This window comes from Haloferula sp. BvORR071 (genome assembly GCF_000739615.1).
Classification (GTDB): Bacteria; Verrucomicrobiota; Verrucomicrobiia; order Verrucomicrobiales; family Akkermansiaceae; genus Haloferula.
Genome location: NZ_BATP01000030.1, coordinates 1 through 17,076 on the forward strand (window position 1 = coordinate 1; position 17,076 = coordinate 17,076).

Genomic DNA, 17,076 nt, shown 5'->3' on the forward strand with positions numbered 1-17,076 from the left:
TGATTTCCGTCCGCGGGATTGAGCGCTGCTGGGGCTTTGCAGGTGCGAGTCCGGGCACAAGCGGCAGAGGCCAGGGCAAGGGCTCCGTTGCCCAAAAGGAACTGAGCCGCGAGCGCGGCGATCAGGAAGGCGGGGTATTCCCAGCCGCCATTCGGCGCGGTGAACATCCAGCCATTTGGCAGATGGACCAGCAGAGCTCCGAGCATCACCGGGATGAGCAGCGCGGCTACCGGCCGCACCGCGAAACCCAGTGCCAGCAGCAGGCCGCCTAACAGCTCCAAGGCGAAGACCGGATAGGCGCTCCAGCCCGGGAAGCCGTGCGCGGCGAAGAAAGCCGCGGTGCCCGGTAGGGTGAATAGCAGCAGCTTCGCCATGGCGTGGGCGATCATGACTGCCGCCAAGGCCAAACGCAGGACAAGCGCGGCATAGGCGGACAACTTCTCTTCCGAGGCAGGCAAATGTAATTGCATGCGCAACTACTTGCCGATTTGGTTGCACGCGCAACTAAATTTCTTCAGGCTTTCCTGGTGAAGAAGAATCCCAGCTCCGAGTGCATCGCCGCATGGCGGCGCCTGCTCACGGTTCATGCCCGCGTGATCGCCCGGATCGAAGACAAGCTGGCGGCAGCCGGGCTGCCTCCCCTGGGGTGGTACGATGTGCTCTTCGCGCTGCATGAGCAGCCCGGCAAGCGCCTGCGGATGGCCGCGCTGGCGGAGGAGGTGCTGCTCAGCCGCAGCGGGCTTACCCGCCTGGTGGACCGCCTGGAAGCGAAGGGCCACCTGCGGCGCGAGCCCTGTGCCACGGACAAGCGCGGCTTCCTGGTGGTGCTCACGGAATCGGGCACCGAGGTCATGAAGCAAATCTGGCCGGTTTACCGGGCCGGGATCGCAGAGCACTTCTCCGGGCCGCTTTCGGACACGGACGTTGCGAACCTTTCCTCGGCATTCGGGAAGATTCTACTACCTTCACCGTAGCCGGGCGGTTCACTTGAACTCTAGCAGCCAGGCCAGCAGAGCCTGGAAGTCCTTCTCCGGAATTGCCTGCGCGAAGGAGGGCGGCATGAGGGACATCGAGGTTTCTTCGTTGCTGGCGATTTCCCGAGCCGGGATGCGCTGTTCCTTGCCGGTGGCATCCACGCAGACGAGAACCTCCCCTGCCCTGCCGCGCTCCAGGCCGGCGAAGGCGCTGCCATCCGTGCGGGTGATCATGTGCAGTCGGAAGTGGGCATCGACGTTGCGGCTGGGATCGAGAATGTCCTCGCAGAGGCGGGCGGCGCCGCGGTTGCCAATGCCATCCAGCTGCGGCCCGACCAGCGCGCCCTTGCCACCAATGGCGTGGCACATGGCGCAGTTGTTAGAGAAGACGCTGGCGCCGCGGGTCTTGTCGGCGGTCTTTGGATCGAAGGCCGCGACGCGCTGCTGGATGATTCGGTCCGCTTCCGCGCGCATCTCCGGGGTGATGGCAGAAGGCGGCGGTGGTGGCGGCGCGGGAAGGTAGGCCGCGAGGCGATCGCGCAGGCCGGCGGGCGCGGCGTATTTCAAGAGCAGCGCGAGGCGTCCCAAACGCGTGCCGCGGTCATTGCCGGGGCGGAAGGAGTCCACGTTGATCGCAGAGGGCTCGAAGCCGCCCACGGCGAGCCAAGCGTAGGCGTCGCCATCATCTCCATCAGTGATCTCAAAGCGCAACGGCTTGCCAGCCTGCGCGGCGAGATTCCAGCGGATGCGGACGCTGGCATCGTTGCGTGGTGGGAGGGCGCGCTGGAGTTCGGTGCCGGTCGCATCGTCGATCAAGCGGACGAAGTTCCGCGGGTGGGCCGCCTTGTCCGGGTAACCCGAGTGGCCGCAGAGCAGGAAGGAGAACTCCGCGGGCGCGGGAAAGGCCGGGGAGCGCAAGGTGCCCATGCGGCCCTCGGGCTCGGCCCCGGCGCCATCCAGGCTGGAGATCATGGTCGCTTCCCCACCCCCCTGGCGGGGCCGCGCTTGCAGGGTCCAAGGGGCGATGGGTGATTTCGGATCGGGGACTATGGTCCAGGCGCTAGGCTGCTCCTTGGCATCCAGCAGGACTGCGGCGAGTTCATTGCCCCAACTGGTGAGCTCGCTGCCGGGCAGTTCGCCGCGCTGCTGGACGCCATCGGCAATGGCGACGAGCAGATCCGCCTGCGTGCTTGGGTCCTTCTCGAAATGCGTGCGTGCGAATGCCACCAGCTCCGCGGCGGGCATCAGGGTGGCGAGCTGCGTGAAGGACTTGGCCAGCTCCGCAGGCGGCTGCGGATGATTGCGCAGATAATCGAGCAGGTAGCGTGCGGCATCGGCCGACCTCACCGAGCGGGCGATGTAGGCAAGGGCATCCGAGCCGGCGGGAACTTTTGCAAATGCGCCCGGCAACTCGAGATGCTTGCGGATCACGATCTTCAGCTGCTGGGACAAGGCCTCATCTTCCAGCGGGGTCTTGCCCAGCAGGTCGATCAGCTCGGGCAACCAGTCGACCGAGACCGGACGAATCAGGGCCTCCACCGCAGCGCGCTGCTCAAAGACATTCGAAGACTTCAGCCAAGTCTTCACTTGTGCCAGCGATTCTGCCGAAAGCGGCCCGCTGCGCGCCTTGAAGCGCAGCGCGGCGATTGCATCCGTGTCCTGCGCGGCCGGGGGAAGACCATCGGTCTTCACAATCCGCCAGATCCGGCCGCGCTCGCGGTCACGCCCGGGGTGCGTCAACGGCACCTCGTAGTGGCCGATCACCTTGTTGTAGAAATCGGCCACGTAGAGCGCGTGATCCGGACCGATCCGCAGATCCACGGGGCGGAACCAAGGATCCTCGCTGGTGAGGAAATCCGGCTCTTCGCTGGCCATGGGGGTGCTGCCCTTGAAACTCACGCGGTCGCGGTTGATGCGGGAAGTGACCACATTCCCGATCAGGATCTGGTCCTGCCATTCCTTGCCCCAGATGTTCTCCGTCAGGTAGGTGATCCCGCAGATCCCGGTAGAGGAGTGGGTGTGGTGCATCATCACTGGCCCGAAGCCGAGGCCGTCATCCGGCTTGCCGAAGCTGGGATACACCGCGCCAGGCAGGAGCTGATAGATCGGCGCGCTGTGGCAATCCGCGCTGTAGAGATTGCCATGCTGGTCCCAAGCGAGGCCAAAGGGATTCACCTGCCCGGCGCTGAAGAGCTCGATGCGGCTGCCATCCGGCAGGAAGCGGTAAACATTGCCGGAATTCAGCGAGAGTTCGGTGCCGGGATCGCCGGGCTTGAGGCCCTTGAGATTCTCCGGGCGGACCTTGAACTCACTGGTGTTGCTGAAGCCGTGGGTCGCATAGACCCAGCCATCCGGCGCGAGGCGGAAGCTGGAGTTGTTGCCATGCACGTCCTTCTCCCAGCCAAGCGGGCCGAAGAGGATCTTGCGCTGATCGCAGACGCCATCGCCGTCCGTGTCGCTGAAGAACCAGATATTCGGGATGCTCCAGGCGATGCAGCCATTGCCATAGGGCAGCACCCCGGTGGGGATGTTCAGGCCGTCAGCGAAAACCGTGCGCTTGTCGGCCCGGCCGTCATGGTCGGTGTCCTCGAAGATCAGGATCGCATCGCGGCTATCGGCGACGCGGCTGCCCTCGGGATCGGCCCAGCGCTCGCGCTTGGCGGCGTAGGGATACTCGTGGCTGCTGGTCACCCAGAGGCGGCCGCGCGCGTCGAAGGCCATGTTGATCGGCTTGTCGATTTGCGGCTCCGCGGCGAAGAGCTGGATCGAAAAGCCCGGCGGCAGGGTGAAGCCCTTCAGCTCCTCCTCCGGCGTGAGTGGCCCGGATTCGCGCACCAGCGAGGTGTCCAGAGCCATGGCGGAACTCGCAAAGGCGAGCAAGAGGGCGGAAAAGCGCGGGGAATCCATGCAAAAGAAAGCGGCGATCTCCTCTTACATGCGGAAAGTGCCGGACTTTTCCACCAGCTGGCCCGTTCCACCACTATCGACAGCCGCCCGCTCCCCGCCTAGGCTGGCGGCGGATGACGCTGGCCGAGCTGGGATGGGATGATTTTTTCGAAGAAGCCTTTGCCCCGCACGCGGCGAAAGGCTGGGTCCCGGCACGCCTGATCCGCGAGACCGCGATCAATTACAGCGCCTTCGTGGCGGAGGATGCGGATGAGGTGGAGGAGATCGACGTGGTGCTCTCCGGCAAGGTCTGGCACGAATCGGAGACGGATGCAGATTTGCCGGCCGTCGGCGATTGGGTCGCGGTCGAGCTGGGCGGCGAGAACGAGGATCACGTGATCCGCGCCCGCCTGCCGCGGAAGTCCTGCTTCTCCCGCAAAATGCCGGGCAAGAGCGTCGAGGAACAGGTGATCGGCGCAAATGTGGACGTGGTGGCGGTGGTCACCGACTCCGGCCCCGACCACAACCCGAGGCGGATGGAGCGCTACTTCGCGCTGATCGGCCGCAGCGGCGCGAAGCCGGTGGTGCTGGTCAACAAGTCGGACCTTTTCACGGCGGGCCACAACGAAGGCTGCGCGGACGAACTGCGGGCGCTCTGCCCGGAGGCGGACGTCCACGTGACCAGTGCACTGACCGGCCAAGGCCTGGAGGTGCTGCAATCCTACCTGAAGGAAGGCGTGACCATGTGCGTGGTCGGCTCCTCTGGTGTGGGCAAGTCCACGCTGGTAAACCAGCTCTACGGCGAGGAATGGCAGTTCACCTACGATGTGAACGAGGTGACCGGGAAGGGCCGCCACACGACCACTTCCCGCGAGCTGGTCCCCCTGCCCTATGGCGGCATGCTGATCGACAATCCCGGGATGCGGGAGATCCAGATGTGGACCGATGAGCAGACGCTGCGCGAGAGCTTCGCCGACGTCGAGAACATGGCGTTGGAATGCAAGTTCGCCGACTGCAAGCACGGCAACGACAAAGGCTGCGCGATCCGCGCGGCGGTCGCGGTGGGAACCCTAGACCTGCATCGCCTGGAAAGTTTCCTGCGGCTCGACGATGAGATCCTCAAGCTGAGAAAGCAGATCAAGAAGCGCCAGATGACGGTCGAGCGCTGGGCGAAGCGCAACAGCCGCGTGAAAGCGCGCAACCTCAATGACCGGATTCAGTTGGAGAAAGATGAACGCGGCGAGTGCGACTGAATTGACCGGCGTTTATACTACTTCTCATGAAATGGTTGATTGCGATTTCCGTGGCGATGGTGCTCGGGCAGGTTTCTTGCTCTCCCCGTGCCCATACCGGGCATGACGAAACCACCACCAAGGAGGCTCCCAGCAAGGATGGCCCGGTGAAGGTGGAAGAGGCCGCGAAGGAAATCGATTCCGGCATCCAACTGCTCGATGTCCGCACGGCGGAAGAATGGGAAACCGGCTTCCTCAAGGGTGCCACGCGAGTGAGCTTCGGCGAGCCGGACCTGGTCGGGCGGGCCAAGGCTGCGGTGGATCCCGCAAAGCCGGTGCTGGTCTACTGCCGCAGCGGCGCGCGCAGCGCCAAGGCAGCACAGGAACTGCGCAGCGCCGGCTTCGCCCATGTTCTGGAACTGGATGGCGGCGTGATCGCCTGGGAGAAGGCCGGAAAGCCGCTGGTGAAGGGCCAATAATGAAACATTTCCTCCGGCAGCTTCCGTTTCTAGCAGCGATGAAATGGCTCCTTCCGCTCTTCCTCGCGAGTTGCTCGGTCGTGCCGGCACAGGAATCGCCGCTGCCCCAGCCCCTGCTGTCGGAGCTCCAGAAGGAGTGGCCGAAGAATCGCACGATCCATCTGGTCTTCCACGGCCACAGTGTCCCGGCGGGTTATCACGAGACCCCGGAGGTGAAGCCCTTCGAGTCCTATCCGCTGATGGCGATGGAGAAGATCCAGAAGGCCTATCCGCACGCCGTGATCAACGCGATCACCACCGCGATCGGCGGCGAGGACTGCGTGAAGGGCGCGGCGCGCTTCCAGCGTGATGTGCTGAGCCTGAGGCCCGACATCATCTTCATCGACTACGCGCTCAACGACCGCCGCGTGCCAGAGGCCGAGGTGGAGAAGGCCTGGCATTCCATGGCCCAAGCTGCGAAAGCAAAGGGTATCCCGGTGGTCTTCCTGACGCCCACGGGTTCGCGCGGCGTGAAGATCGATGATCCGACCGAACCGCTGGAGATCCGCGCCGCGATCATCCGCAAGGTGGCCGCGGAAGAAGGCGTGCTGGTGGCCGACGTGTGGGCCGCGTGGAAAGCCGAGCTGAAGCACGGCGTGAACCAGGATAGTCTCCTGGCGCAGGCGAATCATCCGAACAAGAAGGGCCACGAGATCGCCGCGCGGGTGATTGCGGGGATGTTCGGGGTGAGGTAGGGTTGCGACGATGCCTGCGGAGAAAAAACCGAGTTCCGGGGAGGAGTCCTCGTGGAGCTTCGATAGCCAGGGCGACCACGCGGTGGACCGCGGCCAGCGGACGGAGCGGATCGCGGCCCTGGCGGTGGCGGCCTTGTGGATCGGGCTGATCTTCTACAATTCTGGCTTGGGCTACGCGATCCGTGGCGCGGCTCTCTTCGGCTTGGGAGTAGCCGCGATCTGGTGGCCGGATGCGCTGAGCCAATTCCACAGCCTTCGCCCCTCCTTGAGATCCCTCGATTGGGAGGCCATGAAGGGCGGGCGCCCGTCGCTGGGATCGGCACGCATCGCGGGCTGGTTGATCTTGATCCTTCCGGTGATCATTTGGGGAGTGGCGAAGCTGATCCGGGTTTCAGGCTGAGCTTCTCCAAGGCTGTCCGACACATATCGGGGAGAAATCCTCCCTATTCGCATAGGTAGATCCGTGCCCTGTGATTCCGTATCGTGTGATAGTCGCGACATCGGCGGCCAGATCATCCCACTCCTCGCTTTGAAAGACTTTTTGCCGTTCTGCTTCCTCCCGCTGTTGGCACTCGCCTCTCCCTTGAGAGCAGCGGAGCCGGAGCATGTCGATTTCAGCAAGGACGTGCGGCCGATCCTCTCGAACCGCTGCTTCAAGTGCCACGGTCCGGACGAAGGAGCACGCAAGGGCAAGCTGCGGCTCGACCTCAGGGCCTCGGTCCTCGCCCCCGCGGAATCCGGGAAAGCCGCGATCGTCCCGGGCAAGCCGGAGGAAAGCGAGTTCGTGAAGCGCCTATTTCATAGCGATCCGGAGCAGATCATGCCGCCCGCGAGCGCGAAGATGGAAATGTCCGAGCGAGAGCGCGAGGTGCTGCGCCTGTGGGTCGCCCAAGGCGCGGAATACAAGGACCACTGGGCATTCCTGCCGCCGGTGAAAGCCACGCTGCCCGGCGGCGAGGGGACGAACCCGATCGATCAACTCGTGGGCAAGCGCCTCGCGGTGGAGCATTTGAAGCCCTCCCCGGAGGCGGGCAAATACCAGCTCATCCGGCGGGTGTCGCTCGACCTCACCGGCCTGCCGCCTTCGCCGGAGGAGACTGAAGCTTTCATCAAGGACACGGCGCCGGATGCTTACGAGCGCTTGGTCGACCGCTTGCTCGCCTCGCCCGCCTATGGGGAGCGCTGGGCCCGGCGCTGGATGGACCTGGCGCGATATGCGGACACCAACGGCTACGAGAAGGACCGCGAGCGCAGCATCTGGCCATGGCGCGATTGGGTGATCCGCTCGCTCAACGAGGACATGCCCTTCGATCAGTTCACGATCCGGCAACTCGCCGGGGACATGCTGCCGAATGCCACGCCCGATGACATCGTGGCCACCGGCTTCCACCGGAACACGATGCTCAACGAAGAGGGTGGCATCGATCCGCTGGAGTTCCGCTATCACGCCATGACCGACCGGGTGGCGACCACCGGGATCACCTGGCTGGGCATGACGGTGGGCTGCGCGCAGTGCCACACCCACAAGTACGACCCGATCCAGCACCGGGAGTATTTCCAGTTGATGGCCTTCCTGAACAACACGGAGGAGATCAACTACGAGCTGCCGGATGCCAGCTTGGCCCAGCGCCAGGCAGCCCGGGACAAGGAGGTCGCGGATCTGATCGCAGCGCTTCCGGACAAATGGCCTGCACCGCCACCACCGGCGGTGAATCTGGCCGCGGTCGAGACCGGCACCGGTGAGAAGGCCACGATCCTGCCGGACCAGTCCGCGCTCTTCAGCGGGCCCGGGGCGAACAAGGACACCTACACTTTGTATTTCGATGCCAAGCAGCACGTGGTCGATCGCATCCGCCTGGATGCGCTGACTGATGCGGGGATCATTTCCGGCGGTCCCGGGCGGACCTCGCATGGGAACTTCGTGTTAAGTGAGATTCAGGTCTTCACCCGTGCGGATCGGGCCGGTGCGACCTGGGAACCGGTTGAACTTGCCAGCGCGAGTGCGGCCGTGGAGCAGCCGGGATTCCCGGCGGCCGCGGCGATCGATGGCAAGCTGGATACCGGTTGGGCGGTGCAGCAGGACGGCGTGCCGCTCAAGGCAGACAAGGATATCAGCTTCACTTTCAAGCGACCGGTTGCCGGCGATCGCTCGCCTCACTTCATGGTGAAGCTGGTTCAGGAGTTCGGCGGTTCGCACACCATCGGGCGTGTCCGCCTTTCGGTGAACGGGCCGGACAAGGCCCAGCGCGGTGCGGATAATGCCGTGAAGCTCGCCTTCGACGCTTGGCTGACGAAGACCCGCGCGGAGACGCTGCCGTGGACCTTGCTCAAGCCGGTGAAGATGGAGTCGAACGAACCCATCCTCACCCTTGAAGATGACAAGTCGGTCTTCGTCTCCGGGGATACCACGAAGGACGACCGCATCGTCCTGACTTTCCCAAATCCTCCCGCCGGTCTCGCGGCGATCCGGCTGGAAGCGCTGGCCGACAAGCGCCTGCCTGCTTACGGACCCGGCAGGACCTACTATGAAGGGCCCAAGGGCGATTTCCTGCTCTACGACATGATCGTGAAGGCGGATGGCCGTGAGATCAAAATCGCTAGCGCTACGGCGAGCAACGACGGCACTCCGCAGTTGGCCATCGATGAAGACGACCTAACAGGCTGGGGACCGGGCGACCGCATCGGCGAAGATTGCCAAGCTGTCTTCAACCTTGCCGAGCCCCTCCCCTCTGCCCGTGAGTTGACTGTGGAACTGCGGATGGGCCGCCACTATGCGGCGACGCTCGGAAAGTTCCGTCTCTCTGGCAGCACCAAGCCGGGCAAGGCCACGTCTAACATCCTGCCGCAGGAGCTGGAGGAAGTCCTCGCCAACGGCGATGCCGGGAAGCTGGCCGATGAGCGCGAGAAGCTGTTCCGCCAGTTCCTGCTCAACGCACCGGAACTCTCGAAATACAGCGGCCAGATCCGCTCGATGCTGAAGCCGCTGTCTTCCACCCCGACGCTGGCGATGGCGGAGCGCGATCCCCAGCACCCGCGGAAAACCTTCCTGCACAAGCGCGGCGAATTCATGCAGCCGGCGGAAGCCGTGACGCCGGATGTGCCTGCCTTCCTGCCGCCGATGGATCCGAAGGAGCCGAAGAACCGTCTCGGTTTCGCCCGCTGGCTGGTGTCGTGCGGCCATCCGCTAACTGCGCGTGTCACCGTGAACCGCCAGTGGCAGGCCTTTTTCGGGACCGGCCTGGTGAAGACCTTGGATGACTTCGGCTTCCAAGGCGAGATGCCAAGCAACCAGGAGCTGCTGGATTGGCTCGCGGTGGACTTCATGGATCAGGGCTGGTCGATGAAGAAGCTCCACCGCCTGATCGTCACCAGCGCGACTTACAAGCAGAGCTCGAAGCTGACGCCCGAACTCCTGGAGAAGGATCCGCAGAATCGCCTGATCGCGCGTGGACCGCGCGTCCGCGTGGAAGGTGAGATGATCCGGGATCTCTCGCTCAGCGCCGCCGGCCTGCTCTCCCACAAGATGTATGGACCCTCGGTGAGGCCACCGCAGCCTAACAGCGTCACGGAAGCGGCCTATGGCGGGATGTCCTGGGATGTGAGCAAAGGCGAGGACCGCTATCGCCGCGGCCTCTACATCTTCTCCAAGCGCTCGGCACCCTTCGCTTCCTCGATCACCTTCGACGCGCCGACCGGTGAGGCCTGCATCGCCCGCCGCGAGAATGCGAACACACCGCTGCAATCGCTGGTGCTGCTGAATGACGAAGTGTTCTTCGAGGCCGCGCAGGTGCTCGGCAAGAAGGTCGCAGCACTATCCGCGACGCCCGAGGAGAAGCTGAGCTATGCCTTCCAGCGCTGCCTGACCCGGCCGCCTGAGGCCAGCGAGGTCGGGACTCTCGTTACTTTCTACAAGAGCCAGCTCGACCGCATCTCGAAGGGCGAGCTGAAGACTGCCGAGCTGATGCCCGCCGGTTCGAGCGACGACGAAACCGCCTGGATGACGGTGGCCCGCATCCTTCTCAATCTCGACGAGACCATCACCAAGAACTGATCCGATGAACTGCCACAACTCACTTTTCGCGAGGCAGCATCTGCCCGGCAATTCGGTCAGCCGCCGCTGGTTCCTGCGCGAGTGCGGGCTCGGGGTCGGCAAGATCGGCCTCGCCTCCCTGATGGGAGACGCGATGATCCAGACTCTCTCCGCATCGCCGGAGCCGATCGGCGCGAACTACCGCGGCAAGGCAAAGTCGGTGATCCATCTCTTCATGGCGGGCGCGCCCTCGCAGCTCGATCTTTTCGATCCGAAGCCGGAGCTGGCGAAGCTGGATGGCAAGCCGCTGCCGCCATCGGTCACCAGTGGGCAGCGCCTCGCCTTCATCCGCCCGGACGCTGCGGTCATGTCGTCGCGCTTCAAGTTCGCGCAGCATGGCCAGAGCGCGGCATGGGTCAGCGAACTCCTGCCGCACACCGCCAAAATCGCCGATGACTTGTGCTTCGTGAAGTCGGTAAAGACCGACCAGTTCAACCACGCGCCGGCGCAGATCTTCTTCAATACCGGGTTCCTCCAGCCGGGACGCCCCAGCATCGGCTCATGGGTGACTTACGGGCTGGGCTCGATGAACGAGAACCTACCGGCCTTCGTGGTGCTGAGCACCGGTGCGGGTGTAAGCGGCGGCGCGGCGAACTGGTCGAGCGGCTTCCTGCCGACCATTTATTCCGGCGTGCGTTTCCGCAACTCTGGCGATCCGATTCTCAACACCGCCAGCCCGCGAGGTGTTGATGACACGCTCCAGCGCGAGACGATCAATGTCACCGCCGAGCTCAACCGGATGCAGCTCGATAGCGTGGGGGACCCGGAGATCTCCACCCGCATCGCCGCGCACGAAATGGCCTTCCGCCTTCAGCACAGCGCGCCGGAACTCACCGACCTTTCCGGCGAGAGCGAGGCCACGCTGAAGATGTATGGCATCGATGACATCAAGAAGCCGTCCTATGCCCGCGCCTGCCTGCTCGCGCGGCGCATGGTCGAGCGCGGCGTGCGTTTCATCAATATCTACCACGAAGGTTGGGACGCTCACTCCGACCTGGCCGGGAATCACAGCAGCATGTGCAAGGCCACCGACCAAGCGAGCGCGGCCTTGGTCGCGGACCTGAAGCAGCGTGGCTTGCTGGACGAGACCTTGGTGGTCTGGGGCGGCGAATTCGGCCGCACCCCGATGGTCGAGACCAACCCGACCCTCGGCCGCTCACTCGGCCGCGACCACCACCCCTCCGCCTTCACCGTCTGGATGGCGGGCGGCGGCATCAAGGGCGGGCAGAGCTACGGCGAGACGGATGATCTCGGCTATCATGTGGTGGACAAGCCGGTCCATGTTCACGATCTGCAGGCCACGATCTTGCACTGCCTCGGGATCGATCACGAGCGCCTCACTTACCTCTACGCCGGCCGCCATTTCAGGCTGACCGACGTGCATGGGAGTGTGGTGAAGGACCTAATGGCCTGAGGCGGCCCTCAATGCCCGCTGCTCGCCTTCTCGGCACCGAGGCCGGTTTGCGCGCGGAAGTTGAGCTCGGCGAACTTCGCTTCCGCATTGGGATCACGCGGCGAGAAGATGGTGCCCAGGTAGGCTCCGAGGAAGCCTAGCGGGATGCTGACGATGCCCGGGTTCTCCAGCGGGAACAGCGCGCCTTCCTTGCCGAAAATACCATTCGGGCTGAGTAGGATCAGGATCACCGCGGAAGCCAAACCGGTGGCGAGACCACCCACGGCACCGGCAGTATTGAAGCGCTTCCAGAAGATCGAGAACAGGATCACCGGCAAGTTCGCCGAAGCGGCCACGGCGAAGGCCAAGCCAACGAGGAAAGCAGCATTCGCGGTCGGGCCCATCTTGATGGCGATGCCGATACTGACCGCGCCGACGAAGAAGGCGGTGATGCGCGCCACCTTCACTTCGGTCTCCGGTGCCGTGTCCTTCCCGTGCTTCATGACATTCGAGTAGAAGTCATGAGCGAAGGAGGTGCTGGCACTCATCGTGAGACCGGCGACCACTGCGAGGATGGTGGCGAAGGCCACGGCGCTGATGAAGGCGAAGAACAACTCGCCGCCGAGCGCTTTGGCGAGGATCGGTGCGACCATGTTGGTGTTCTCCTTGGCACCGATCATGATGTCCGGCTTCGGCAGCACGGTGGCGGCACCGAAACCGAAGAAGGTGGTCAGGATGTAGAAGACACCGATCACCCCGATCGCCCAAGCCACGCTGACACGCGCGGTCTTGGCATCGGGCACGGTGTAGAAGCGCACGAGGATGTGCGGCAGGCCCGCCGTGCCGAGTACTAGGCCAAGCGCGAGCGAGATGAAGTCGAGCGGTCCCCAGGGATTCACGGAGGCACCGTATTTCATCCCGGGATCAAGCAGGTTCTTCGGCGGAGCGGTGCCAGCATAGTCGGCGTGTCCCACGGCGGTGAAGAACTTGGTGAGGCTGTAGTCGTGCTTGCCGAGCACCAGCCAGCTCAGGGCGAAGGCACCGCCCATCAGCAGCACCGCCTTGATGATCTGCACCCAGGTGGTGGCGAGCATGCCACCGAAGACGACATAGACCAGCATCAGCACGCCCACGCCGATCACGGCGGGCGCGAATTCGATGTGGATCAGCTCCTTGATGATGCCACCGGCACCGACCATCTGGGCAATCATGTAGATGGTGGAGACCATCAGGGTGCTGAGCGAGGCCATCGCGCGCACCGGCCGGGGACTCATGCGGTAGGCCAGCAGGTCGGCCATGGTGTATTTGCCCGCATTGCGCAGCGGCTCGGCTACCAGCAATAGCACCGTGAGATAGGCGACGAGGAAGCCGACCGAATACATGAAGCCATCGTAGCCCTTGAAAGCGATCATCCCCGAAATGCCGAGGAAGCTGGCGGCGCTCATGTAGTCGCCGGCGACGGCCAGACCGTTTTGCCAGCCCTTGATGCTACGGCCGGCGGCGAAGTAGGCGGCGGAACCTTTCGCCTTGCGAGCGCTAAGCCAGGTGATGACCAGGGTGAGCGCCACGAAGGCGAGGAACATCCCGAGTGCGGGCGTGAATTGAATCGCGGAGAGAAGCATCATCGGCTCAGGACTTGGATTGGGAGTTCTCGATGGAGGACAGGAGGGCGTGCTCCATCGCATCCCACTGGCGGGCGCGGCGCATGTAGAGGGCCGCGACGATGAAAGTCATCAGGAACTGCGAGAATGCGAAAAGGTAGGCACCGTTGACCTTCCCGACCAGCGGGCGCTTCATCAGCTCCGGGAAGTAGCCGATCAGCACTGGCAGGGCCATGTAGTAGAAGAGGAAGAAAATCGTGGCCGGGATGATGAAGCGGCGCTTGGCCGCCAGCAGCGCGGCGAAATCGGGACGCGCGGCGAGCGCTTCCCAATCGGGTTTGGTCGGGTTTGCCATGGTTATTCACAGGGCCTAGCAGCCGCAGCGGAACGTGTCAAAAACGCATGGGGGTGATGCCGCAGTGAGAATCCATTGGGCAAGGGGCCCGGGCTGTGGTTGCGTGGGTGTGGCGATGCGCTGCTTCTACTCGCAAGACCTGGAGCTGAAATTGCCATCGGGGCACCCCTTCCCGATGGAGAAGTTCCGTATTTCCAAGGACATGCTCCTGGATGGCGGGATCCTGCGGCCGGAGGAAATCGTGGAGGTGAAGGTGGCCGACAGCCATTTGCTCAAGGCGGTGCACGACACCGCCTACATCGAGCGGATCTATTCAGGCCTGCTCGACCGCAAGGAGCAGATCCAACTCGGCCTACCGGTCACCCCGGAGCTCTACGGCCGCAGCGCCACCGAGGTGGAGGCCACCCGCCAGACCTGCCACGCAGCGCTGGCCGAGGGCGTGGCAGTCTGCCTCGCCGGCGGCACCCACCACGCCTTCCGCGAGCACGGCGAGGGCTATTGCGTTTTCAATGACGTTGCGATCGCGATCCGGGATCTCCAGGACAAGCGCCCGGGGATCAAGGTGATGGTGGTCGATACCGATGCCCATCAGGGCAATGGCACCGCCGCGCTGCTGGGCAATGACCCGCGGGTCTTCACCTACTCGATCCACGTCGGGAAGAACTACCCGACCCAGAAGATCGCCGGCTCCATGGATGTGGAGACGGTGCGCTACGTGGAGGGTGAGATGTACTTAAAGCAGCTCTTCAGCACCCTGGCAGCCGCGCTGGATACCTTCGCACCGGATCTGGTGATCTGGATCGCGGGTGCAGACAATCACCGCAACGACCGCTTTGGGCAGATGCATCTTTCCGTGAAGGATCTGCAAAAACGCGATGAGGTGCTGCTCCGGTCCTTTATTCGGAACCGCGTGCCGGTGGCGGTTTTGTATGGCGGTGGCTATAACCGCCAGCCGGACTTCACCGCGAAGATCCACCGGAACACGGTGGCCACGGCGAAGAAGCTGGCCGGGGAGTATCGGGGTTTGTGATGTGGAGTGCGGTGGCACGACACCGCTTTGACTGCGGAAAGTTGCCGCTGCGGTTCACGGCCACGAATCGGTGGAGAACAAGTCTTCACCAAGCCAAAGCGACGTCGTGCCGCCGCACTCCATAGGTAGGCTTAGCGTCCGGAAGCCAGCGCCACCAGGATCGCCTTCTGCGCGTGGAGGCGGTTCTCCGCTTCCTGGAAGATCACGTCGGCGTGCTTCTCCAGTATTTCCTCCGTGATCTCCTTGCCGCGGTAGGCCGGCAGGCAGTGCAGGACGATGTGATTCGGCGCGGCGTGTTCCAGCAGAGCCGAGTTCACCTGGAAGGGCCCGAAAGCCTCCTCCTTGTCCTTCTGGTCCTCTTGGCCCATCGAGAGCCAGACGTCGGTGTTGATCACATGCGCGCCCTTCGCGGCAACTACGGGATCCGTCGTAACGGTCACGTTCGGCGCATCCAGCTTCGCGAGGAAATCCGCGGTCGGCTGGTAGCCCGCCGGTGCCGCGACGGCGAGTTCGAAGCCGAGGTGCTTGGCCGCCCACATCCAGGAAATGGTCATGTTCGAGAAGCCATCGCCGATGAAGGCGATCTTCTTCCCTTCCCATTCGCCGAGCACTTCCTTCACCGTGAGCAAGTCCGCCAGGATCTGGCAGGGGTGCTCGTCATCGGTGAGAGCATTGATCGTCGGGATGCCGGAGTATTCGGCAAAGTCCACCACGTCCTGCTGCGCGAAGGTCCGGATGATGCAGCCGTGCACCATCCGCCCCAGCACGCGGGCGGTGTCCTTGATAGGCTCTCCGCGACCGAGCTGGATGTCATTTTTCGAGAGGAACATCGGGAAGCCACCCAGCTCGCGGATGCCGACCTCAAAGGAGACTCGGGTCCGCGTGGACGACTTGGTGAAGATCATCGCCCAAGTCTGTCCTGCCAGCGGCTGGCCACTGTGATAGCCACGCTCCGCCTTCAGTTCGGTGGCGCTATCGAGCAGCGAGACCATCTCGCTGGCGGTAAGTTCCTCAATGGAAAGGAGGTGCTTCATGACAGGGTGACTAGGACGGATTTGAAGATGGCAAGGGCCTCGTCGATCTCCGCATCGGAGACGTTGAGCGGTGGCAGCAAGCGGATGGTTTCGGGGCCGGCGGGCGGAACCAAGAGGCCCGCTTCGAGCAGCTTCCCGCAGACGAAGGCAGCAGGAAGCTTGCCTTCGGGAACAGCAAACGTGGAGGTATCGAGGCCCACTCCCAACAGCAGGCCAACGCCGCGGACTTCCGTGATCGCGGGCAATTGCCACGAGGCAATCGTTTCGCGAATCTGCTGCTCCTGTTTGAGCGCGTTCGCGTTCAGATCCTTCTCCGCGACTTCCGCCAGCACCGCGAGCGAGGCCGCGCAAGCAAGCGGATTGCCGCCATAGGTGGTGCCATGCGAGCCGGGCCCCATGAGCGAAGACAGGGTCTTGCCCGAGGCATCAATCGTCTTGTCGGACAGCCAGAAGGCACCGATCGGGAAACCACCGCCCATGCCCTTGGCCCAAGAAATGGCATCAGGCTGGATCTCAGGGGCAATCGCCCGCCAAGCCATGGCCTGACCGCAGCGGCCGAAGCCAGTCTGCACTTCGTCGAGCATCAGCAAGAGGTCATGCTTCTTGCAGAGCGCCGCGACGCCCCGCAGGAACTCCGGGGTGGCGACATTCACGCCGCCTTCACCCTGCACTGGCTCTAACAAGATCGCCGCGGTCTCCGGCGCAATCGCCGCTTCGAGGGCCGCGAGGTCGTTGAAGGGCAGATGCCGGAAGCCCGGTAACATCGGATCGAAGCCCTCCTTCACCTTGTCCTGCCCGGTGGCATTGATGCCGCCGAGGGTCCGGCCGTGGAAGGACTTCGTGAAGCTGAGCACCTCGTAGCGCGGCGCGCCGTCCGGCATCGGCCGGGCATGGCCGAAGCGCCGCGCGGTCTTGATCAGGCCGTCATTCGCCTCCGCACCGGAGTTCGCAAAGAAGACCTTGCCCGGCAGCTTCACGTGGTCTTCCACGATCACCCGGGCGAGCTCTTCCTGCTGCGGAATGGTGTAGAGGTTCGAGACATGGAGCAGGGTGCCGGCCTGTTCGCAGATGGCGGCCACCAGCCGCGGCGGGCAGTGGCCGAGGGAGCACACGGCGATGCCGGTGCAGAAATCAAGATAGGACTTCCCAGCCTCATCCCACACCCGGGTGCCCTCGCCGCGGACGAGCGTGACAGGGAATCTGGCGTAGGTGGATAGAACGTGGCTCATGGGAAAGGGGCGGACGCTAGCGGTCTTCATGGTTTTGGC

General features: G+C 63.9%; 14 protein-coding genes. 8 read left to right on the forward strand and 6 right to left on the reverse strand.

Annotated elements, in window-relative coordinates; genetic code table 11:
* Positions 1 to 470 (reverse strand): DoxX family membrane protein (locus tag BV071_RS34775; protein WP_265594517.1); only part of this gene is annotated, 470 nt, incomplete at its 3' end.
* Between the two features lie 57 nt (positions 471 to 527).
* On the opposite strand from BV071_RS34775, the gene BV071_RS16370 reads away from it, so the two are divergent.
* Complete coding sequence (locus BV071_RS16370; RefSeq protein ID WP_052573444.1) at positions 528 to 974, forward strand: MarR family transcriptional regulator; 447 nt, start codon at positions 528 to 530, stop codon at positions 972 to 974.
* Between the two features lie 9 nt (positions 975 to 983).
* On the opposite strand, the gene BV071_RS16375 is transcribed toward BV071_RS16370, so the two are convergent.
* Positions 984 to 3,881: a PVC-type heme-binding CxxCH protein gene (locus BV071_RS16375; RefSeq protein WP_052573445.1), complete on the reverse strand. Its 2,898-nt coding sequence runs from the start codon at positions 3,879 to 3,881 to the stop codon at positions 984 to 986.
* 113 nt (positions 3,882 to 3,994) lie between these two features.
* Here BV071_RS16375 and rsgA point away from each other — a divergent pair, with 113 nt between their 5' ends.
* The 6 genes from rsgA (at position 3,995) to BV071_RS16410 (ending at position 11,809) form a co-directional block, all read left to right on the forward strand.
* Positions 3,995 to 5,113 carry a ribosome small subunit-dependent GTPase A gene (gene rsgA, locus BV071_RS16380; protein WP_035609378.1) on the forward strand — a complete coding sequence of 373 codons (1,119 nt, stop codon included), beginning with the start codon at positions 3,995 to 3,997 and terminating at the stop codon, positions 5,111 to 5,113.
* A gap of 26 nt (positions 5,114 to 5,139) precedes the next feature.
* Complete coding sequence (locus BV071_RS16385; protein WP_035609381.1) at positions 5,140 to 5,571, forward strand: rhodanese-like domain-containing protein; 432 nt, start codon at positions 5,140 to 5,142, stop codon at positions 5,569 to 5,571.
* A 38-nt stretch (positions 5,572 to 5,609) separates the two neighbouring features.
* The gene (locus BV071_RS16390; protein WP_052573446.1) at positions 5,610 to 6,305 is read left to right on the forward strand and encodes an SGNH/GDSL hydrolase family protein; all 696 of its coding nucleotides are present in this window, start codon (positions 5,610 to 5,612) and stop codon (positions 6,303 to 6,305) included.
* A 10-nt stretch (positions 6,306 to 6,315) separates the two neighbouring features.
* Entirely contained in the window at positions 6,316 to 6,705 is a 390-nt protein-coding gene (locus BV071_RS16395; RefSeq protein ID WP_035609383.1) for a hypothetical protein, read from the forward strand.
* Positions 6,706 to 6,870: 165 nt separating this feature from the next.
* The gene (locus tag BV071_RS33105) at positions 6,871 to 10,356 is read left to right on the forward strand and encodes a PSD1 and planctomycete cytochrome C domain-containing protein (RefSeq protein ID WP_265594518.1); all 3,486 of its coding nucleotides are present in this window, start codon (positions 6,871 to 6,873) and stop codon (positions 10,354 to 10,356) included.
* Between the two features lie 4 nt (positions 10,357 to 10,360).
* The gene (locus BV071_RS16410) at positions 10,361 to 11,809 is read left to right on the forward strand and encodes a DUF1501 domain-containing protein (protein ID WP_035609386.1); all 1,449 of its coding nucleotides are present in this window, start codon (positions 10,361 to 10,363) and stop codon (positions 11,807 to 11,809) included.
* 8 nt (positions 11,810 to 11,817) lie between these two features.
* Here BV071_RS16410 and BV071_RS16415 read toward each other — a convergent pair whose 3' ends face one another.
* The gene (locus BV071_RS16415; protein ID WP_052573502.1) at positions 11,818 to 13,410 is read right to left on the reverse strand and encodes a sodium/solute symporter; all 1,593 of its coding nucleotides are present in this window, start codon (positions 13,408 to 13,410) and stop codon (positions 11,818 to 11,820) included.
* Between the two features lie 7 nt (positions 13,411 to 13,417).
* Complete coding sequence (locus BV071_RS16420) at positions 13,418 to 13,744, reverse strand: DUF485 domain-containing protein (protein WP_035609389.1); 327 nt, start codon at positions 13,742 to 13,744, stop codon at positions 13,418 to 13,420.
* A 115-nt stretch (positions 13,745 to 13,859) separates the two neighbouring features.
* Between BV071_RS16420 and BV071_RS16425 the strand changes: the two genes are divergently transcribed.
* Complete coding sequence (locus tag BV071_RS16425) at positions 13,860 to 14,774, forward strand: histone deacetylase (protein WP_035609948.1); 915 nt, start codon at positions 13,860 to 13,862, stop codon at positions 14,772 to 14,774.
* 131 nt (positions 14,775 to 14,905) lie between these two features.
* Here the strand turns inward: BV071_RS16425 and argF are convergent, their stop codons facing one another.
* Together argF and BV071_RS16435 are read right to left on the reverse strand one after the other, a co-directional pair.
* Positions 14,906 to 15,808: an ornithine carbamoyltransferase gene (argF, locus tag BV071_RS16430; RefSeq protein WP_035609391.1), complete on the reverse strand. Its 903-nt coding sequence runs from the start codon at positions 15,806 to 15,808 to the stop codon at positions 14,906 to 14,908.
* Positions 15,805 to 17,067: an acetylornithine/succinylornithine family transaminase gene (locus BV071_RS16435; protein ID WP_265594520.1), complete on the reverse strand. Its 1,263-nt coding sequence runs from the start codon at positions 17,065 to 17,067 to the stop codon at positions 15,805 to 15,807. Before BV071_RS16435 ends, argF begins: the two co-directional genes overlap by 4 nt.
* Positions 17,068 to 17,076 lie beyond the last annotated feature (9 nt).